The organism is Streptomyces sp. NBC_00083, assembly GCF_026343295.1.
Classification (GTDB): domain Bacteria; phylum Actinomycetota; class Actinomycetes; order Streptomycetales; family Streptomycetaceae; genus Streptomyces.
This window is the reverse complement of record NZ_JAPELY010000002.1, coordinates 978499-996594: the sequence shown is the minus strand read 5'-3', so window position 1 is coordinate 996594 and position 18096 is coordinate 978499. Positions and strand designations below refer to the sequence as shown.

The 18096-nt window shown below is 71.2% G+C and carries 15 protein-coding genes; 4 read left to right on the top strand and 11 right to left on the bottom strand.

Annotation, left to right across the window (positions count from 1 at the left end; genetic code table 11):
* Nucleotides 1–135 precede the first annotated feature (135 nt).
* The 4 genes from OOJ98_RS20950 to OOJ98_RS20935 all read right to left on the bottom strand — a co-directional run bounded on the left by OOJ98_RS20950 (nt 136) and on the right by OOJ98_RS20935 (nt 4428).
* The gene (locus tag OOJ98_RS20950; protein WP_267056462.1) at nt 136–1497 is read right to left on the bottom strand and encodes a hypothetical protein; all 1362 of its coding nucleotides are present in this window, start codon (nt 1495–1497) and stop codon (nt 136–138) included.
* The gene (locus tag OOJ98_RS20945; RefSeq protein ID WP_267056461.1) at nt 1487–2014 is read right to left on the bottom strand and encodes a DUF6114 domain-containing protein; all 528 of its coding nucleotides are present in this window, start codon (nt 2012–2014) and stop codon (nt 1487–1489) included. The genes OOJ98_RS20950 and OOJ98_RS20945 overlap by 11 nt, the downstream gene beginning before the upstream one ends.
* Before the next feature lie 98 nt (nt 2015–2112).
* Nucleotides 2113–2811 (bottom strand): DUF6230 family protein, encoded by a 699-nt coding sequence (locus OOJ98_RS20940; protein ID WP_267056460.1) that lies wholly within the window; start codon nt 2809–2811, stop codon nt 2113–2115.
* A 645-nt stretch (nt 2812–3456) separates the two neighbouring features.
* Complete coding sequence (locus tag OOJ98_RS20935) at nt 3457–4428, bottom strand: tetratricopeptide repeat protein (protein WP_267056459.1); 972 nt, start codon at nt 4426–4428, stop codon at nt 3457–3459.
* A gap of 302 nt (nt 4429–4730) precedes the next feature.
* On the opposite strand from OOJ98_RS20935, the gene OOJ98_RS20930 reads away from it, so the two are divergent.
* Nucleotides 4731–5366 (top strand): TetR/AcrR family transcriptional regulator, encoded by a 636-nt coding sequence (locus OOJ98_RS20930; RefSeq protein ID WP_267056458.1) that lies wholly within the window; start codon nt 4731–4733, stop codon nt 5364–5366.
* A gap of 45 nt (nt 5367–5411) precedes the next feature.
* Here OOJ98_RS20930 and OOJ98_RS20925 read toward each other — a convergent pair whose 3' ends face one another.
* Both OOJ98_RS20925 and OOJ98_RS20920 read right to left on the bottom strand, forming a co-directional pair.
* The gene (locus OOJ98_RS20925; RefSeq protein WP_267056457.1) at nt 5412–6419 is read right to left on the bottom strand and encodes a GDP-mannose 4,6-dehydratase; all 1008 of its coding nucleotides are present in this window, start codon (nt 6417–6419) and stop codon (nt 5412–5414) included.
* Nucleotides 6416–7561, bottom strand: a complete 1146-nt coding sequence (locus OOJ98_RS20920) for a glycosyltransferase (protein WP_267056456.1) — start codon at nt 7559–7561, stop codon at nt 6416–6418. The genes OOJ98_RS20925 and OOJ98_RS20920 overlap by 4 nt, the downstream gene beginning before the upstream one ends.
* Nucleotides 7562–7624: 63 nt before the next feature.
* Between OOJ98_RS20920 and OOJ98_RS20915 the strand changes: the two genes are divergently transcribed.
* Together OOJ98_RS20915 and OOJ98_RS20910 are read left to right on the top strand one after the other, a co-directional pair.
* Entirely contained in the window at nt 7625–8320 is a 696-nt protein-coding gene (locus OOJ98_RS20915; protein ID WP_267056455.1) for a response regulator transcription factor, read from the top strand.
* Nucleotides 8317–9699, top strand: a complete 1383-nt coding sequence (locus OOJ98_RS20910; RefSeq protein WP_267056454.1) for a cell wall metabolism sensor histidine kinase WalK — start codon at nt 8317–8319, stop codon at nt 9697–9699. Before OOJ98_RS20915 ends, OOJ98_RS20910 begins: the two co-directional genes overlap by 4 nt.
* A gap of 91 nt (nt 9700–9790) precedes the next feature.
* Here the strand turns inward: OOJ98_RS20910 and OOJ98_RS20905 are convergent, their stop codons facing one another.
* From OOJ98_RS20905 to OOJ98_RS20895, 3 genes are all read right to left on the bottom strand, one after another.
* Nucleotides 9791–11491 (bottom strand): methylmalonyl-CoA mutase, encoded by a 1701-nt coding sequence (locus tag OOJ98_RS20905; RefSeq protein ID WP_267056453.1) that lies wholly within the window; start codon nt 11489–11491, stop codon nt 9791–9793.
* Between the two features lie 98 nt (nt 11492–11589).
* Nucleotides 11590–11928, bottom strand: coding sequence for a DUF3817 domain-containing protein (locus OOJ98_RS20900; RefSeq protein ID WP_267056452.1), 339 nt, complete (start codon nt 11926–11928; stop codon nt 11590–11592).
* A 551-nt stretch (nt 11929–12479) separates the two neighbouring features.
* Nucleotides 12480–12986: a MarR family winged helix-turn-helix transcriptional regulator gene (locus OOJ98_RS20895; RefSeq protein ID WP_267056451.1), complete on the bottom strand. Its 507-nt coding sequence runs from the start codon at nt 12984–12986 to the stop codon at nt 12480–12482.
* 181 nt (nt 12987–13167) lie between these two features.
* On the opposite strand from OOJ98_RS20895, the gene OOJ98_RS20890 reads away from it, so the two are divergent.
* Nucleotides 13168–14202 carry a glycoside hydrolase family 6 protein gene (locus OOJ98_RS20890; RefSeq protein ID WP_267056450.1) on the top strand — a complete coding sequence of 345 codons (1035 nt, stop codon included), beginning with the start codon at nt 13168–13170 and terminating at the stop codon, nt 14200–14202.
* A gap of 24 nt (nt 14203–14226) precedes the next feature.
* On the opposite strand, the gene OOJ98_RS20885 is transcribed toward OOJ98_RS20890, so the two are convergent.
* Both OOJ98_RS20885 and OOJ98_RS20880 read right to left on the bottom strand, forming a co-directional pair.
* The gene (locus OOJ98_RS20885; RefSeq protein WP_267056449.1) at nt 14227–16182 is read right to left on the bottom strand and encodes a galactose oxidase early set domain-containing protein; all 1956 of its coding nucleotides are present in this window, start codon (nt 16180–16182) and stop codon (nt 14227–14229) included.
* A 3-nt stretch (nt 16183–16185) separates the two neighbouring features.
* A complete protein-coding gene (locus OOJ98_RS20880) occupies nt 16186–17946 on the bottom strand; it encodes a cellulose synthase catalytic subunit (RefSeq protein WP_267056448.1) in 1761 nt (586 codons plus the stop codon).
* Between the last annotated feature and the right edge of the window lie 150 nt (nt 17947–18096).

Sequence of the window (18096 nt, the reverse complement as noted above, 5' to 3'; positions counted from 1 at the left end):
CGGGAACTCATCAGCCGGCCACAGAGGACATCCACTGACCTGGGCGGTGCCGAGAGGCCCGGAACCGCCGCGGCCCCCGCCCGTGCAGGGGCGAGGGCCGTGGTGCAACTCGGCTGGAATGGGGGCCACTTGGGCCTACGTCGTCGGGTTGCCGTCCGTGACGTAGTTGTGCAGACCCGGGACGGTCAGGGTGCCGCCGAACTGGCCGGCCTGGCGGACCGTCGCGTTGGTGAAGAAGGCGAACGGGACGTTCAGCGGGGGCGGGGTCTCCGGGCTGAAGGTGATCGGGATGAGGCCGAAGAGGTTGCCCTTCAGCTCTTCCGTGTACATCGTCACCGTGCCGTTGCGGATCGTCGAGGTGGAGCCGGAGCGCGCCACGACATGGGCCGTGGTGGGCTTGCCGTTCACCTCGGGCCCGTACACCTGCTGGTCCAGGTCCTTGATGTCCACGGTGGACGCCGTGAACTTGAGGACCTTCTTCGTCGTGTCGCCCGCCTTGACCTCGACGATGCCCTCGTAGTTCAGGCCGCCCAGGGTGAGCAGCGAGCTCTTGAGGATCCACGGCTGCGTGGGCAGCGTCGGTACGCCGCTGTCCTGCTTGGCCGCGGCCAGCGCCTTCGGGTCGGCCGTCGGGCACGGGAAGGCCGGCTTGGCGCCGTCCGGGATGGCGGAGTCCTTCTTGGGGTCCAACCCCTTGGCCGCGTCCGGGAGTTCGGAGACCTTCTGGCCCGCCTCGTCGGCCGCCTTCTTGATCGCCTCCGTCGCCTTGTCGAGCGTCGGGTCCGTGCCCTCGGCGCTCGGCTTGGCCGCCTTCTCCGCGGGCTTCGTCGACGGCTTGGTCGACGGCTTCGCCGTGGACTTGGGCGTCGTGCTCGCCGAAGGCTTCGACGCGGGCGGCGTCGCCGCGCTCGGGGTCGGCGTCGGCGTGTCGTGTATGCCGAACAGACCCTTCAGCGCGTCCCCCAGGCCCAGCGGGTCGAGCGGGTTGGTCTTCTTCGCGGGCGGCGGCGTGGCGGTCTGGCCCGCGGTCGACGGCGCCGTGTCCGGCTGGTCCGTACTGTGCTGGTCCGCCGGCTTCAGAAGCTTGTCGACGCCGTCACCGGCGGAACCGGACGCGGTGGGCGTGGGCGTCTTCGTGTCCGGCGTCGCCTTGTCGTCCGACTTCTTGTCGGCCGACTTCGACGCCGACGGGCTCGGCGATGCCTTGCCCGAAGCACTGCTCGACGGGCTCGGCGACGCCGAGGGGCTGTCCGAGCGGGTCACACAGGGGCCGGGGGCGAACGGGATGTCCGTCCGCTCGTCGGCCATCGCGAGCTTGGGCGTGAGGCTCATCCCGACCAGCACGGCCGTGGGCATGGCGGCGAGTGCCATCGCCTTGCCCGCGGGCATGTGCCACTTGGTCAGCAGCGACTTCCTCGGGGCCGCGTGACGCGGCCCGCTTCTTCCCCGCGGGTCGCCGCCTCCGGTCGAGTCCAGCTGCGTCTCGTCACCCCGCACTGTTCCTCCCGCCGTTGGCGTCGACTGTCGTTTCGGTGGCAGCGGCTGTCGGCTCCGGCATGCCCTCGGGCGCAGGACCGGCGGGCGTCACGTCCGTCGACTCCGCCTGCTTGTCCTTCCGCCGCGGCTTGGCCGGCACCCAGGCGCAGGCCAGCGCACCGCCGAGCATGGAGAACAGGAAGCCGACGACGAACCCGCCGATGTTGGCGATCGGGATCGAGATGAGCGCCAGGAGGATCGCCGCGATGCCCGCGAACGTGCGCACCACGCTGTGGAACCACATGGTGAGGCCGAGCGTGATCAGCAGGACTCCGATGATGAGCGAGCCCGCGCCGGCCGTGGTCGACATGGCGAGCGTGACGTTGCCCAGGTGCATGTTGGCGTACGGGAAGTACATGATGGGCACGCCGCCGATGATGGTGAAGAGCCCGGCCCAGAACGGCCGACGGCCCCTCCACGCCCGGAATCGGAGCCACCAGTGCTGGTCGTCGCGGGAACCCGTGGTCTCGGCGCTCATGGAAAACAGCTCCCTGGTACCGCAATTGCTATGAGAAAGATGGAGAGTTCCAGCGGCCGCCGGACGCCGGAGCGGTCAGCGGCCACTGGACGGAGTGCCTACTGCTGCCACTCCTGCTGCCAGGTCCCGCACTCGTTCTTTTTCGGGTCCTTGTCGACGGCAAGGCTGAGCTTGAGACCGGGAAGCTTGAACGAGCCGGCCGTGGTGGCCCACGCCCGCTGCTCCACGTTGCTCAGCTCTGCCCGGTCGGCCCGCTGCGCGAAGCCGTACGGGCTGCTGCCGGGCGTCTTGCCGTCCGCACCCGGCTGGATCTTCGTGACGAGGTTGCCGTCCTTGTCCCGCTTGCCCTCGCCCGCCGCGACACCGATGTCGATGTTCGTGAACTGAGCGTCGGTCGCCAGGTCGGACACATCCAGGTAGATGTTGTCCGCCTGGATCTGCTGCTGGCCACCGGCCTTCAGCTTCATCGTCACGTAGCCGAGACCGAACGGCATCGGCTGCACGACCGACTGGCACATCTTGTCGATGTTCGCCTTGCTGAAGCCCGAGACGACGACCGCGTTGGTCTGGTCCTTGCCGTCAAGGGACTTGCCGGTTGCGACGCTGCCGTACTGCAAGAGGTTCTGGCCGTCGAGCTTCTGAGCCGTCACCTTGAAGTCGACGCCCGACACACTGAACGACGCTGCCAGCGCGCCCTGTGCCAGGCCGACGCCTATCGCGGCCGTCGCGGCCACGCTCGGCACCATGACCAGAGCGAACCGCTTCCATCTGGTCCCGCCACGTACTTGGGACTCCATGACTTTCCTCCTTCTCGGACGTACATCTCCGGGACGGACCCCTCAAGGGCTGTCACGGGATGGGAGAAGTGCTACGTCCTCGGGAAGGGGAACGCGCGGGAGGTCGACCGCGTACGACTCGCGCACTTCGTCCGACACCGGCGATCACCCCCGAGCGACAACCACTGGCCACGCATTCGCGCAACCTCTGGACAGGCCCTGCCGGAGAGCAGAGACCCCCCTGTCCACAGCCGGTGCCACTGTCACCGGCCGGCCCGGTGGGGACCCAAGTCAGCGGCCGCGCCGAGTGGCTGTCGGGCTGGTGCGTTATTGGACCGAGCGTGGCCGATCGTGGTCCATTCCGAGCCGGGGCACAAGGGGGGTCATTACTAGCCAGTAACGGCCTGATAACCGAGGCACGACCGGTGGCCATCGCCTGGGCACACAGGGTGCTGCCGAGTGACCGGACAGAAGGGGAAATCGCCGCAGATAAGCGGACGTAAGAAGCGGCTCAACTTACTGGAAGTAACAGCGGCCGCGTTTACCAAGTTTTGGTAAAACGCGGCCGCCTCTTGTCTCTCTGTCGCCAAATCACCCGCCGTGCACCGTCTTCGGACACTCATTCGGTGACAGGTCGGTGAACGCCCGACGGCGTTCACGGGTGGGTCAGAAGAGCACCCTCGCCAGCGCGGTTCGGGCCGCGGTGACACGCGGGTCGTCGCCGCCGATCACCTCGAAGAGCTCCAGGAGCCGGACCCGCGCGGCGTCGCGGTCGTCACCGAACGTGCGCCGCACGGTTTCGATGAGACGGCCGAAGGCGTCCTCCACGTGACCGCCGACCAGATCGAGGTCGGCCGCGGCGATCTGCGCGGCCGCGTCGGCCGGGTTCTCCGCCGCGTCCTTGCGGACCTGCGCGGGGTCGAGCGCCTGGACGCGCTGGAGCAGTTCGGCCTGCGCGAGGCCCAGCTTGGCCTCGGGGTTGCCCGGGTCGTCGCTCAGTACGTTCTTGTACGCCTGGACCGCGCCGGCCAGATCGCCCGAGTCGAGGGCGACCACGGCGGCTTCGAGCAGGGCGTCGTACGGGCCGACGGGGGCCGGCGCCTCGGCGCCGGGGGCGGCGGCCGCGCCCGGGTCGACCGCGATGCCGGTCAGGCCGAAGCGCTCCTCGGCGACCTGCACCAGTTGGTCGAGCGTCTCGCGGATCTGCGCCTCCGGGGCCGCGCCCTGGAAGAGCGGGAGCGCCTGGCCGGCGACGACCGCGAAGACGGCCGGGATCCCCTGGATCCCGAACTGCTGCATCAGCATCTGGTTGGCGTCGACGTCGATCTTGGCAAGGAGGAAACGGCCGTTGTACTCGACGGCGAGCCGTTCGAGCAGGGGGCCGAGCTGCTTGCAGGGCTCGCACCACTCGGCCCAGAAGTCGATGACGACGGGCACCTCGGCGGAGCGGGTCAGGACGTCGCTCTCGAAAGTGGCCTCGTCGACATCGATGACGAGCGCGGACGGCGCCACGGCCGGGACCCCGCCCTGCCGGGCGGCCTCGGCCCGCGCCTGCTCCGCCTTGCTCTTGGCCTCGCCGGCCGCCTTCACCGCGGCGAGGTCGACGACGCCGCTCATGGACATGTTCCTAGGCTGCATGCGTACATCCTCCCCCTTCCGCGCAGGTGCGTGGTGCGCCGGTGGCAGGATCCGGGCCCGCTCGACGCCTCCCGCCGGATTGCGAGACGTCGGGCACCCCGGACGTGACCCCGGTCGTGCGTTCTTGCGTGCGGCTCCTGGGTCCCCACCCGGGCGCCTGTGACATGTGGTTGTCGCGGAAGGCCGCTCAAGGCTTTCGCTACGAGCCGTAGCGTAACTGGTGCGCGCCCCGCGTGCGGGGTGATCTCGCGCACACCACAGGACCCCTGGCGCGATTGCTACCGGCCGGTATGGTCGCCGTCATGCCTTCTTCATCCCGCGCCACGAGACCGTCCTGTACGAGTCGTACGGGTCGGCCCCGCAGCGCGGAGGCCGACGCCGCGATCCTGCTGGCGACCCGGGAGGCGCTGGTGGACCTGGGGTGGTCGAAGCTGACGATGGGCGACGTGGCGACCCGGGCCGGGGTGGCCAAGACGACGCTCTACCGCCGCTGGGCGGGCAAGAACGAACTCGTCGTGGACGCGGTCGCGGTCCTCTTCGACGAGCTCGAACTCCCGGACCTGGGCAGCCTGATGGCCGACGTGGAGGGCGTCGTCCTTCAGTTCGCCGCGCTTCTCGAGCGCCCCGAGGCGAAGACGGCGCTGATGGCGGTGGTGGCCGAATCCACCCGGGACGACGCGTTGCGCGGGCGGATCCGCTCCGCCATCGTGGACCGCCAGAAGCGGCTGGTTCTGGTCGGCCGCGAGCGGGCCCAGGCCCGCGGCGAACTCCCCTACGAGGCCGACCCGGCGGTCTCCGCCCGCCACACCGACCTCATCTTCGACGTGGTGGCGGGCGCGGTGGTGCACCGCGCCCTGGTGAGCGCGGAGCCCGTGGACGCGGAGTGGGCGCGCGACTTCACCCTCCTCATCTGCACGGGCCTCGCCGCGACGGCGTGAGCCGCGGCCCAGGGCGGCCCCGCGCGCGGCGGCCCGTCGGCGGGCTCAGACCTGGTAGCGGTCCGGGGCGAAGAGGGACAGGTTCTCCCGCACCCACTCCGAGGTCTGCTTCAGGCCGTCCTCCAGGTCGACTTCGGGCTTCCAGCCGGCCCACTCCCGGGCCCGCGAGTTGTCCGAAAGCAGCCGCTCGACCTCGCTGCCCGAGGGGCGCAGGCGCGCCGGGTCCACCACCACGGAGGCCTCGCGGCCCGACGCGGCGATGAGCGCCTCGGCCAGGTCACCGATGGCTATCTCGCGCCCCGTGCCCAGGTTCACGACCTCGCCGAGCGCCCGGTCGCACTCCGCGACCGCGAGGAAGCCCCGCGCGGTGTCGGTGACGTACGTGAAGTCGCGGGTCGGGGTGAGCGAGCCGAGCTTGATCTCCCGTACTCCCGCGTGGAGTTGGGACAGGATCGTGGGGATCACGGCGCGGGCCGACTGGCGCGGGCCGTAGGTGTTGAAGGGGCGCACCACGGTGACCGGGAGCTCGAAGGCGTGCCAGTGCGAGAGCGCCATCATGTCGGCGCCGATCTTGGAGGCGGAGTACGGCGACTGCGGCTGGAGCGGGTGCTCCTCGCTGATCGGGGCGGTCAGGGCGGTCCCGTACACCTCGCTGGTGGAGGTGTGGACGAGGCGGCGCACGCGGTGGCGGCGGCAGGCCTCGGCGATGTTCTCGGTGCCGACCACGTTGGTCTGCACATAGGCGCCCGGGGAGTCGTAGCTGTACGGGATGCCGATGAGCGCGGCGAGGTGGAAGACGGTGTCGCAGCCGGCCACCGCGTCCGAGACCCGCCCGGCGTCGCGGACGTCGCCGGTCACCATCTCCACCTGGGGGTGGTTCATCAGATGGGCGAGGAAGCCCTTCTCGGCGTACGGCTTGTAGTGCACGAAGGCCCGCACGTCGGCGCCGAGTCCGACAAGGAGGTCGACCAGGGTCGAGCCGATGAAGCCTTCGGCGCCGGTGACCAGGACGGTGCGGTTCTGCCAGGTGGTGGGGGCGGTGGCGGTGCTCATGCTGCGTACTCCTTGAGGGACGAGGTGGGGTGCGAGGCGAGGTCGAGGACCCGGGCGGCCAGCAGGTCGGCGGCGCGGGCGTGGTTGCCGGGGTCGGCGGCGCCGCTCATCGCGGCGAGCCGGGCCGGGTCCGCGAGGAGGGGCTCGATGAGCCCGGCGAGGCGGAACGCGGTGGTCTCGGCGTCCGGCACGAGCAGGCCCGCGCCCGCGTCGGAGAGGACCCGCGCGTTGTGGGTCTGGTGGTCGCCCGGCGCGTGCGGGTAGGGCACGAGGACGGCGGGCACGCCGGTCGCGGCGAGTTCGGCGACGGTCGCGGAGCCCGCACGGCACACGACGAGGTCGGCGGCGGCGTACGCGAGGTCCATCCGGTCGAGGTAGGGCACCGCCCGCGCTCCGGCCAGACCCGACAACTGCCGTCCGGTGTCGGCCAGTTGGGCCGGGCCGGTCTTGATGAGGAGGTGGACGTCGGCCCGGTCGCGCCACCGGTGGGCGAGGCCGACGGCGGCCGCGGTGAGCCGGGCGGCGCCCAGGCTGCCGCCGTTGACGAGGACGAGGCGCGCCCCGGGCGGCACGCCGAGGGCCCGGCGGGCCTCGGTGCGCAGCGCCGTCCGGTCGAGCGTGGCGAGCGAGGCGGCGATGGGCATGCCGGTGGTGACGGCGTTCTGGCCGCCGGAGAGGTGGGCGCGGCTGCGGTCGAAGGCGACCGCGATGTGGGAGGTGAGCCGGGCCGCGAACTGGTTGGCCCGGCCCGGCACCGCGTTGGACTCGTGGATGAGGCTGGGCAGCCCGGCCATCCTGGCGCCGACGATGACGGGCGCGCTCGGATAGCCGCCCATGCCGACGGCGACGTGGGCGCCCTGCGCCTTGAGGAGGGACCGGCACTGCGCGCCCGACTTCAGGAGCGCGGCCGGCAGCAGGTACCGCTTGGCGCCGAGCGAGGGGTCGAAGGGGATCATGTCGACGGTGTGCAGCCGGTACCCGGCGCGGGGTATGAGCTCGCCCTCCAGGCCCCGGGTCGTGCCGACGAAGGAGATCACCGCGTCGGGAACGGCCCGCCGCAGTGCCTCGGCGAGCGCGAGCCCGGGGTAGATGTGCCCGCCGGTGCCGCCCGCCCCGATCACTACTGACAATGGTGTGCGCATGGCACCGAGGTTCACGGGGCGGCTTAAGAGGGTTCTAAGAGCCGCGTTTGGCAGGCTTTGCCCATGAGCACCACGCGCGCGGTCAGAATCCTCGTCGTCGACGACGAGCCGGAGGTACGGGCGGCCGTCGAGGACGGCCTCGCGGTGGAGGGGTACGAGGTGAAGGGCGCCCCGGACGGGCTCGCGGCGCTCTCCGAGGTGGCCGCCTGGCGGCCGGACGCGATCGTCCTGGACGTGATGATGCCGGTCCTCGACGGCCTCGGGGTCTGCCGGCAGCTGCGCGCGATGGGCGACCGCACCCCGGTCCTCGTGCTCACCGCGCTCGATTCGGTGAGCGAGCGGGTGGACGGCCTGGAGGCGGGCGCGGACGACTACCTGGTCAAGCCCTTCGCCCTGGACGAACTCATCGCCCGCGTCAGGGCGTTGCTGCGCCGGGCGGCGCCCGATCCCGCCGAGCCGCGGGAGCTGCGGTACGCGGACCTCGTGCTCGACCCGGTCGCGCACACCGCACGGCGCGGCGAGCGGCCGATCGACTTCACGCGCACCGAGTTCGCGCTGCTCGAACTGCTCCTGCGCAACCCGGGGCAGGTGCTGCCGAGGGAGCTGATCCACGAGCTGGTGTGGGGCCGCGACTTCGGCCCCGACTCCAACTCCCTCGCCGTGTACGTGGGTTACCTGCGGCGCAAGCTGGAGGCGGCGGGAGAGTCGCGGCTGGTCCACACGGTGCACGGGGTCGGCTACCGGCTGGACGCCTCATGAGCTCCCGGCGGCGTCTGGGGGCCCGCTGGCGCCGGCACCGCCCGCTGCGCACCCGGCTCGCGGTGGCCGCGTCCGCCGCGGTGGCGCTGGTGGCGGTCGGGGTGTGCACGGGCGCGTTCTTCGTGATCCGCTACGAGCTGTTCCACCAGCTCGACCTGAACCTGACGCAGTCCGCGACCCTGTCCACCCAGCAGAACCGGGGTGCGGCGCCCGGCGTGCTGGCAGGCGAGTGCCGCTATCTGTCGGCGCCGGCCTGCGCGCAGGTCGTCCCCGCCGACCCGGCGAAGGATCCGGCCGAGCCGTATCTGCTGCCGGTCGGCCGGCCCGTGCGGGAGGTCGCCACGGGGGCGCGCAACGCGTACTACACCAACATCACGCTGCCCGACGGGCGGCCCGCGCGGATGCTCACCCAGGCCTTCGGCGGGAACAAGTCCCTTCAGGTGGCGCTGCGTTCGGACGGCGTGCGCAAGGGCGTGGGCCAGGCGGCGTGGCTGCTGAGCGGCGTCGGGGCGGCGGGGGTGCTGCTCGCCGGGGCGCTCGGGTACTGGGTGTCGCGTACGGGTCTGGCGCCCGTGGCCCGGCTCACCGCGACGGCCGAGCACATCGCGGCGACCCGCGACCCGAGCCACCGCATCGAGCTGCCGCCGGGTCCGCCCGACAAGGAGGACGAGGTGACACGGCTCGCGACGTCCTTCAACACGATGCTGGGCGAGCTGGAACAGTCGGTGACGGCGCAGCGGCGGCTCGTCGCGGACGCGTCCCACGAGCTGCGGACGCCGCTGACCGCGTTGCGCACCAACGCGGAGCTGCTGGCGCGGGGCGAGCGGTTGACCGCCGCTCAGCGGGAGCGGGCCTCCGCGGCGCTCGGGCGCCAGATCCGGGAGGTGTCCGTGCTGGTCAACGACCTCATCGACCTCGCTCGTGACGAGGAGCCCACGCCGCTCCTGGAGGAGGTCCGGTTTGCTCCGCTGCTCGCGCACACCGTGGACACGGCTCGGGCGCACTGGCCCGCGACGCCGTTCCAGCTGGAGTTGGCGGACGCGTCGGTGACGGTGCCGGGGGTCCCTGCCCGGCTTGCCCGGCTGATCTCCAACCTGCTGGACAACGCGGCGAAGTTCAGCCCTTCGGGGGTACCGGTGGAAGTGGTGCTCTCCTCCGGGGAGTTGACGGTACGGGATCACGGGCCCGGGATCGCCGAGGCCGATCTCCCCCATGTCTTCGACCGGTTCTACCGGGCCGAGCAGGCGCGGGCCCTGCCGGGGTCGGGGCTGGGGCTCGCGATGGCCCGGCAGATCGCCCGCGCTCACGGGGCGGAGCTGACGGCCCAGCGGGCGCCGGGCGGCGGAGCCCAGTTCCGCCTGACCCTGCCGCCTCGCTGAGCTGTGTGTGCCGTGCGGGGGCGCGGGTGGCGGCTCCGGCGGGGCGCCCGCCGCCGCGTGTGCGGGCGGCCCGCCGGAGGGACGGGGGCGCTCAGAAGCCGGGGGGCTCGGTGTACGTGCCCCACTCCTCGCGCAGCACCCCGCAGATCTCGCCCAGGGTCGCCTCGGCGCGTACCGCGTCCAGCATGGGGGCGATCATGTTCGAGCCGTCGCGCGCCGCGGCCAGCATGGCCTCCAGCGCCGACGACACCGCGGCGTCGTCCCGGCGCGACTTGCGGTCGGCGAGTTCGCGCACCTGCTCGCGCTCCACCTCGTGGCTGACCCGCAGGATCTCCAGGTCACCGGTGACCGACCCGTGGTGGCAGTTGACGCCCACCACGCGCTTGTCGCCCTTCTCCAGGGACTGCTGGTAGCGGAAGGCGGACTCCGCGATCTCGCCGGTGAACCAGCCGTCCTCGATGCCGCGCAGGATGCCGGAGGTGATCGGGCCGATGGGGTGCTGCCCGTCGGGGTGGGCCCGGGTGCCGCGCTCCTTGATCTGGTCGAAGATCTTCTCCGCGTCCGCCTCGATGCGGTCGGTGAGCTGCTCGATGTACCAGGAACCGCCCAGCGGGTCGGCGACGTTGGCGACGCCGGTCTCCTCCATCAGGACCTGCTGGGTGCGCAGCGCGATCTCCGCGGCCTGTTCGGAGGGGAGCGCGAGGGTCTCGTCGAGCGCGTTGGTGTGCAGCGAGTTGGTGCCGCCGAGCACCGCGGCGAGCGCCTCGACGGCGGTGCGCACGACGTTGTTGTACGGCTGCTGTGCGGTCAGGGACACCCCGGCGGTCTGGGTGTGGAAGCGCAGCCACTGCGCCTTGTCCGACTGGGCGCCGTACACCTCCTTCATCCAGCGGGCCCAGATGCGGCGCGCCGCGCGGAACTTGGCGATCTCCTCGAAGAAGTCGACGTGCGCGTCGAAGAAGAAGGAGAGGCCGGGGGCGAAGACGTCGACGTCCAGGCCGCGGCTGAGGCCGAGCTCCACGTAGCCGAAGCCGTCGGCGAGGGTGTACGCCAGCTCCTGCGCGGCCGTCGCCCCTGCCTCGCGGATGTGGTAGCCGGAGACGGAGAGCGGCTTGTACGCGGGGATGCCCTGCGCGCAGTGCTCCATCAGGTCGCCGATGAGGCGCAGGTGCGGCTCGGGCTGGAAGAGCCACTCCTTCTGCGCGATGTACTCCTTGAAGATGTCGGTCTGGAGCGTGCCGTTGAGGACGCCCGGGTCGACGCCCTGCCGCTCCGCGGCGACGAGGTACATGCAGAAGACCGGGACGGCGGGTCCGCTGATGGTCATGGACGTGGTGACGTCGCCGAGCGGGATGTCCTGGAACAGGACCTCCATGTCGGCGGCCGAGTCGATGGCGACGCCGCAGTGGCCGACCTCGCCGAGCGAGCGGGGGTCGTCGGAGTCGCGGCCCATGAGGGTGGGCATGTCGAAGGCGACGCTCAGGCCGCCGCCGCCCGCGGCCAGGATCATCTTGTAGCGCTCGTTGGTCTGCTCGGCGTTGCCGAACCCGGCGAACTGCCGGATCGTCCACGTGCGGCCCCGGTAGCCCGTCGGGTACAGGCCTCGGGTGAAGGGGTACTCGCCGGGCCAGCCGATCCTGTCGAACCCGTCGTAGGTGTCGCCGGGCCGGGGCCCGTACGCGGGGTCGACGGGGTCCCCGGAGAGTGTGGTGAAGTCCGCGTCGCGCTTGCGGGCCTTGTCGTAACGGGCCTGCCAGCGGCGGCGGCCTTCCTCGATCGCGTCAGCGTCCATGGCTCAAATTTACTTGGACGTCCTAGTAAATGTCGATGGCCGACCGCCACGCGTTGGCCGCGCGGCGGTGGGCCGGGCTGTGACCTGGGGCTTTACGGTCAGGCGCGGGCGCCGGCCGGGACGCCGTCCGCGACTTTGGACTCCAGCTCCTTGGAGACCTTGCGCTCGACGAAGAAGGCGGCGGTGGGGATGGTGCCGGCGATCAGCACCCACAGCTGCTTGCCGACCGGCCATTTCGCCTTGGAGCCGAGGTCGAAGGCGAAGACGAGGTAGATCACGTACAGCCAGCCGTGGGCGATGCCGATGACCTTCGTGAAGTCGGCGGCGCCGTTCATGTCGAGGATGTACTTGGCGATCACGCCGAGGGTCAGCAGGACCAGCAGCACGCCTGTGACGTACGCCATTACCCGGTAGCGGGTCAGTACGCTCTTTTTCATGCGGTCGAGCGTATCCGGACATGCGGGGCGATCTTCCCCGGGGTCACACCTCCGGCGAGCCCCGGCCCATGCGCTCAGCCCGGCCGCCCGATTCCGCCCCATGCGGGCCACCCCAGCCCGTCCGGCCCCAGCAACCCCGCCCTCGCCTGCGGACCGTGCCCGCCTCCCGCGCAGTTCCCCGCGCCCCCAGGTGGGCTGACCTTGGCGGCATGCCCAGCATCGGGCCACCCCAGCCCGTCCGGCTGCCCGACTCCGGCCCGTCCTGGCCACCCCAGCCTGTCCGGCCCCAGCAACCCCGCCTTCGCCTGCGGACCGTGCCCGCGTCCCGCGCAGTTCCCCGCGCCCCTGGGTGGGCCGGCCTGGGCGGCATGCCCAGCATCGGCCACCCCAGCCTGTCCGGCGATTGAGGACGAGGGCCGTTCAGGCCCGAAACGGGGTCTGGGGCGGAGCCCCGGCAACCCCGCCTGGCTCTGCGGACCGTGCCCGCGTCCCGCGCAGTTCCCCGCGCCCCTGGCGGGATCGGTGCCGGGCGGCACGCACATCCCCCCGGGTCAGTCTTCGAAGTCGTTGGCTGCGACTCGCAAGGGGCGGAGCATCGCGAAGATCTCCGCGCATTCTTCGGCGTCATACGCGCCGAGCCCGAACTCCATCGACATCAGGTCCCGCGTCGCGGACTCCACCACCTCGCGCCCCTTGTCCGTGATGGACGCCAGCGTGCCCCGCCCGTCGTTCGGGTTGGGGCGCTTGTCGACGAGGCCCGACTTCACCAGGCGGTCCACCGTGTTGGTGACCGAGGTCGGGTGGACCATCAGACGTTCGCCGATCTTCGACATCGGCAACTCCCCCGCCTTGGAGAAGGTCAGCAGCACCAGCGCTTCGTACCGCGCGAACGTCAGCCCGTACGGCTTCACCACCGCGTCGACCTCGGCGAGCAGGATCTGGTGTGCCCGCATGATCGAGGTGATGGCCCCCATCGAGGGCACGGGCCCCCAGCGCTGCTGCCAGAGTTCGTCGGCTCGGGCGATGGGATCGAAGGGAAGGCTGAGCGGCTTGGGCACGCGTCGACCTTACCCACTGGTCACATGCCGGTCAGCCCCGTCTCGGAGTTCGGTACCGGCACCTCGCCCCACGCGGCGCGGACGCGCGGCGCTGCGCCGCCCTGACTGACCGTCATGTCACGATTGTCCGGCCCTGTGCACGCCGTCCCGTGTGCACCCTCGCGACCCCCAGGGGGGCCGGATGTCCCGGTACCGAATCCTGTGCGCCGCCCTGTCGGCCGTGCTGCTCACCGGCGTCGCCGGCTGCTCGTCCGGCGACGGCACGGGTGCGGAGCCCGGTGCCGGGCCCGGCGTGCGGACCGGCTCGCGGGCCGAGGCCGCCCCCGCGCCCGCCTCCGGCTCACCGTTCTGGGTGGACCCGGAGAGCGACGCCGCACGGCAGGTCCGGCTCTGGCAGGGGCAGGGGCGTACCGCCGACGCCGCGGCGCTGCGGCGGATCGCCGACCGGCCGGTCGCCGCCTGGCCGTCCGGCAGCGATCCGCGCCCCGGCATCCGCAAGGCCGTCGCCGGGGCCGCGAAGCAGCAGCGGACCGCGCTGTTCGTGGCGTACGACATTCCGCACCGCGACTGCGGCAAGTACTCCGCGGGCGGCGCCGACGGGATCGAGGGCTACCGCGCCTGGACCCGGATGTTCGCCGAGGCGGTCGGCGAGGCACCGGCGGTGATCGTCCTGGAGCCCGACGCGATCGCCCACATGGTCGACGGGTGCACCACGCCCGACCACCACGCCGAGCGCTACCAGCTCCTCGGCGAGGCGATCGAGACGTTCAAGCAGCTGCCCCGCACCAAGGTCTATCTCGACGCGGGCAACCCCTCCTGGATCCCCGACCCCACCAGCCTGGTCGAGCCGTTGCGGCGGGCCGGCATCGACAGGGCCGACGGCTTCGCCCTGAACGTCTCCAACTTCCAGACCGACGGCGCCGTACGGGCGTACGGGGTGAAGGTCTCCCAGGGGCTCGGCGGCAAGCACTTCGTCATGGACACCAGCCGCAACGGCGAGGGCCCGCTGCTCGACGGACGCGACCAGGCCTGGTGCAACCCGCCGGGGCGTTCGCTGGGCACCCCGCCCTCGGTCAGCACCGGCGACCCGCTCGTCGACGCGTTCCTGTGGATCAAACGGCCGGGCGACTCGGACGGGCCCTGTCGCGGGGGCCCGTCCGCCGGCACCTGGTGGCCGGAGTACGCCCTCGGGCTCGCCAAGCGCGCCCGTCACTGACGCGCCCGCCGGCCCCGCGCCCGCTCAGTCCACGCGGAGCCACTTCGCCTCGGACGGCGTGCCGTCCTGGTCGGTCACGAACACCATGTACCAGCCGGGCGGGACGAGCGCGCGGTCGGCGGGGACGGTGACCGAGACGGAGTCCTTGTCCTTGGCCAGGTCCAGCGCGATCGAGCGCTGCTCCACGTCGGTCGTGTGGGTCACCGCGCTCGGCCGCATCAGCCGGGCCTTGACCAGGCGCTCGGGGTGGGCCGTCTTGAAGGTGGCCCTGCCGCCCGCGGCCACCGCCTCCGGGCCGTCGCCGAGTGCGGGGCGCGTGCCCTTGTCGCCGTAGAGGTAGGGCGGGGTGAAGACCTCCATGCGCTGCTCGAACTTGCCGAGCTTGGTGTTGTTCTTGTCGCTGAACAGCGAGTCGGAGCCGAACGTGGCGACCCGGCCGTCCGGCAGGAGCAGCGCCTCGGAGTGGTAGTTGCGGCCGATGGTGGGGTCGGCCGCCTCGCGGAACGCGTTGGTCTTCGGGTCGTAGAACTGGGCGCTGAAGATGTTGGAGCCGCCCCGGCCCCGGTAGTCGGACGAGCCGCCGGTGGTGAAGACGGAGTCGTCCGGCATGATCACGCTGTTCAGGTACCGGGTGCCCTGCGGGAGTTCGGGGCCCGACTTGAAGGCGGGGTTGTTCTGGTTCAGGTCCACCACGGCGGTGCGCGGGGTGGCCTTCTTGGACTCGCCGACACCGCCGCCGCCGAGCAGCATGAACCGCTGGTCCTGCGCGGGCGGCAGCAGCAGCGAGCTGGCCGTCTCCAGCTGGTCCGCGGCGTTCAGGCCGCCGATCTTGGTGAAGGTGTTCTTCTCGACGTCCCACAGGCCCGGTTCGCGGCCCTTGTCGGCGGGCCCGTACCCGGAGTTGGCGCCCGAGTAGAAGAGCTTGCCGCCCTTGGTCAGGAAGAGCGAGGGGTAGGTCGGGAAGTAGCGGAAGGGGCCCGGGGACCACTTCTTGGACTTGGGGTCGTAGATCTCGTTGTTGCCGGCCAGGATGACGCCCACGTCGTCGAGCCCGGAGACGGCGAGCACCCGGCCGTCCTTGAGCGTGGTGAGCGTCGGGTACCAGCGGGCCTCCTTCATCGGGGCGACGGGGACGTACTTCTCGGCCTTCGGGTCGAACTCGTAGGCCGCCCTGATCCCCTGGTAGTCCTGCTTGTCCAGGGTGATCTTCTCGGCGAGCCCGTACACGTTGTCGGCGTCCTTGCCGGCCAGCCCCACGACCTCGTACTGCGCCTGGTCGGTGGCGACGGACTGGGGGCCCTCGACGGCCGCCTCGACGAAGACCCGCGCCTCGGCGGCGGTGGTCTTGGTCTTCCAGGGCTTCATCCGCCCGCTGGCGTAGTACGAGATCTCGAACTCGCGCTTGGCCTTCGGGACGGTGACGTCGAACTTCGACACGTACTCGACGCCCGACGGGGAGCGGAACGTGGTGCCCTTCTTGAGGGTGACGGCCTTGTTGGGGTCCTCGTTCTTGACCCGCATGCCGCCGCCGGCCCGTTTCACCTCGCCGTCGAGCACCTCGTAGCGTGCGGTGCCGCCGGCCACCAGGAGCTTGCCGTCGGGGAGTTGGGCGTGGCCGCCGCAGAAGAAGTCCTCGGGGGTGTGGATCTTCTTGAAGGTGTTGTCCTTCGGGTTCCACAGCACGGTGTCGAAGGTGCCGGCGTCGAAGTGGTCCTGCTTGTTGCCCGAGCCCGCGATGATCAGCACCTTGCCGGTGTGCAGCAGCGCCGCGTGGATGGCGTTGGTCCGGTACTCCTTGGGTATCTCGACGTCGTGCCAGGCGCCGTACTTCCGCATGTACTCGGGCTGGGCGATCTCGTAGGCGTGGTACTGCTCGGTGGCGAAGGAGAGCGCGGCGGGCGCGTTGAGTCCCGCGAGGACCACGACGGCGCCGCCGCCGAACAGGGTCTTCTTCATCCGTTTCGAGGGCCGGTAGGCCATGACTCAGTTCCCTCCGGTCGTCGTGGCGACGGCGGGTTCGGCCTCGCCGCCGGGCTTGTGCTGCGGAACCGGCTGGGCCGCGCGGGCCGCGGCGCGCTCGCGCAGCGTGCTCCAGGCCCAGATCGCGACGGGCGCGAGCGCGATGCACAGCGCGAGCACGGCCCAGGTGCGCATGGCGGCGTGGGTGTGGCCGTAGCGCACGGAGGCGATCAGGGAGGACGCGAGGACGGCCGCCCAGAACAGGTGGATGCGGAACGTCCACAGCCGGTCGGGGCTGGCCCGGCCGCCCTTGGGGGTGACGACGAACCGGCCGCGGGTGCGCAGCACGGCCGAGCCGAGCGACTTGAGGTAGATCGGCGCGGAGAGCGCGGACATCCCCATCCCGGCGAGGCCGCCCGAGCCCTCGGGCTCGTGGGGCGAGACGTTGTGCCGCCGGTTCCACAGGTAGAGGCCGATCTGGAGGGCGGCGGCGTCGCTGTAGAGCATCAGCCAGACGGAGGCGGTGACCTCGGTGCCGGACGCGCCGAACCACAGGAACAGCACACAGCTCACGATGCCGAGCAGCCAGTTGACGGCCGTCATGGGGTAGTAGACGAGCATCAGGGTGTACGAGAGGAGCCGGCCGGGCGGCATGGTGAAGGGCGCCTTCCAGTACTGCTTGACCAGGGTCTCGTAGGTGCCGCGCGACCAGCGCATCTGCTGGGTGAAGAAGTCGGTCCAGGAGGCGGGGCCCTCGCCGACGGCGAGCACGTCCGGGGTGTACACGGAGCACCAGTGCCGGCCGGTCCTCGGGTTCTTGTGCCGGTGCAGTTCGAAGCCGGTGGCCATGTCCTCGGTGATCGAGTCGTACAGGCCGCCGATCTGTCGCAGCGCCGCGATCCGCACCACGTTGTTGGTGCCGACGAACATGGGCGCCCGGTAGCGGTTGCCGGCCCGCTGGATCAGCGCGTGGAAGAGGAACTGCTGGGACTCGGCGGCCTTGGTGACGGGCGAGTCGTAGTTCCCGTAGACCTGCGGTCCGACGACGAAGGCGACGTCCGGGTCGCGGAAGTAGCCCATCATCCGCTCCAGGAAGTTGGGGAGCGGGGCGTGGTCGGTGTCGACGGAGGCGAAGAAGTCGTAGCCGCCGCCGTGCATCGCGATCCAGGCGTTGTAGTTGCCGTGCTTGGTGCGGGCCTTGTGGGCGCCCTTCTTGCGGTTCCACTCGGGGACGCCCTTGCGGGTGAAGTGGCGTACGCCGAGTTCTTCGCAGAGCGCCTTGGCCTGCTCGTCGTCGCCCTCGTCCAGGAGCCAGATGTCCAGGGGCCCGGTGTGGGTGAGGCGGACGGCCGCTTCCAGGGTGGTGCGCACCATGGATATGGGTTCCTTGCCCGGCACGTACGTGGTGAGGAAGGCGACCCGGGTGCCCTTCGCGGGCGTGACGGGAATGGGGTCGCGGGCGACCAGCGTGGCGTGGGCGACCGAGGCGACGTTGGCGACCATGAACAGTTCGATCAGGCCGATCGAGACGAGCATCGTGACGTCGAGGTCGACGAGCCAGCGGTCGCCGCCCTCGCGTTCGACCCAGTGGGTGGGCCAGATGAGGTAGACCAGCAGCAAGCCGGTGAGTATGGGCGCGAGGGTCATCAGGAGGATGGCACGTATGCGGTGCGGCTCTTGCGAGAGCAGACTGCGGTACTGCACCCGGTAGGGCTTGGCGCCCGGCTCCGTGAGCGGTCCGGCCAGTCGGCTGTGGGTGTCGTATGCGTAGCCCTCCGGGCGCACGTGCCCTCCAGCTGATCGTCGAGCAGGGGTTTTGCATCGGGTTGATAACCCCACAAAAGTGGAGAAAGCCCGGCGTGTCGACTGGAGTACTCCGAGTGAGCGGTTCTACGGTGGCCGGCCGTTTCGGGGGCGGGAAGCGTCGCCCGGTCG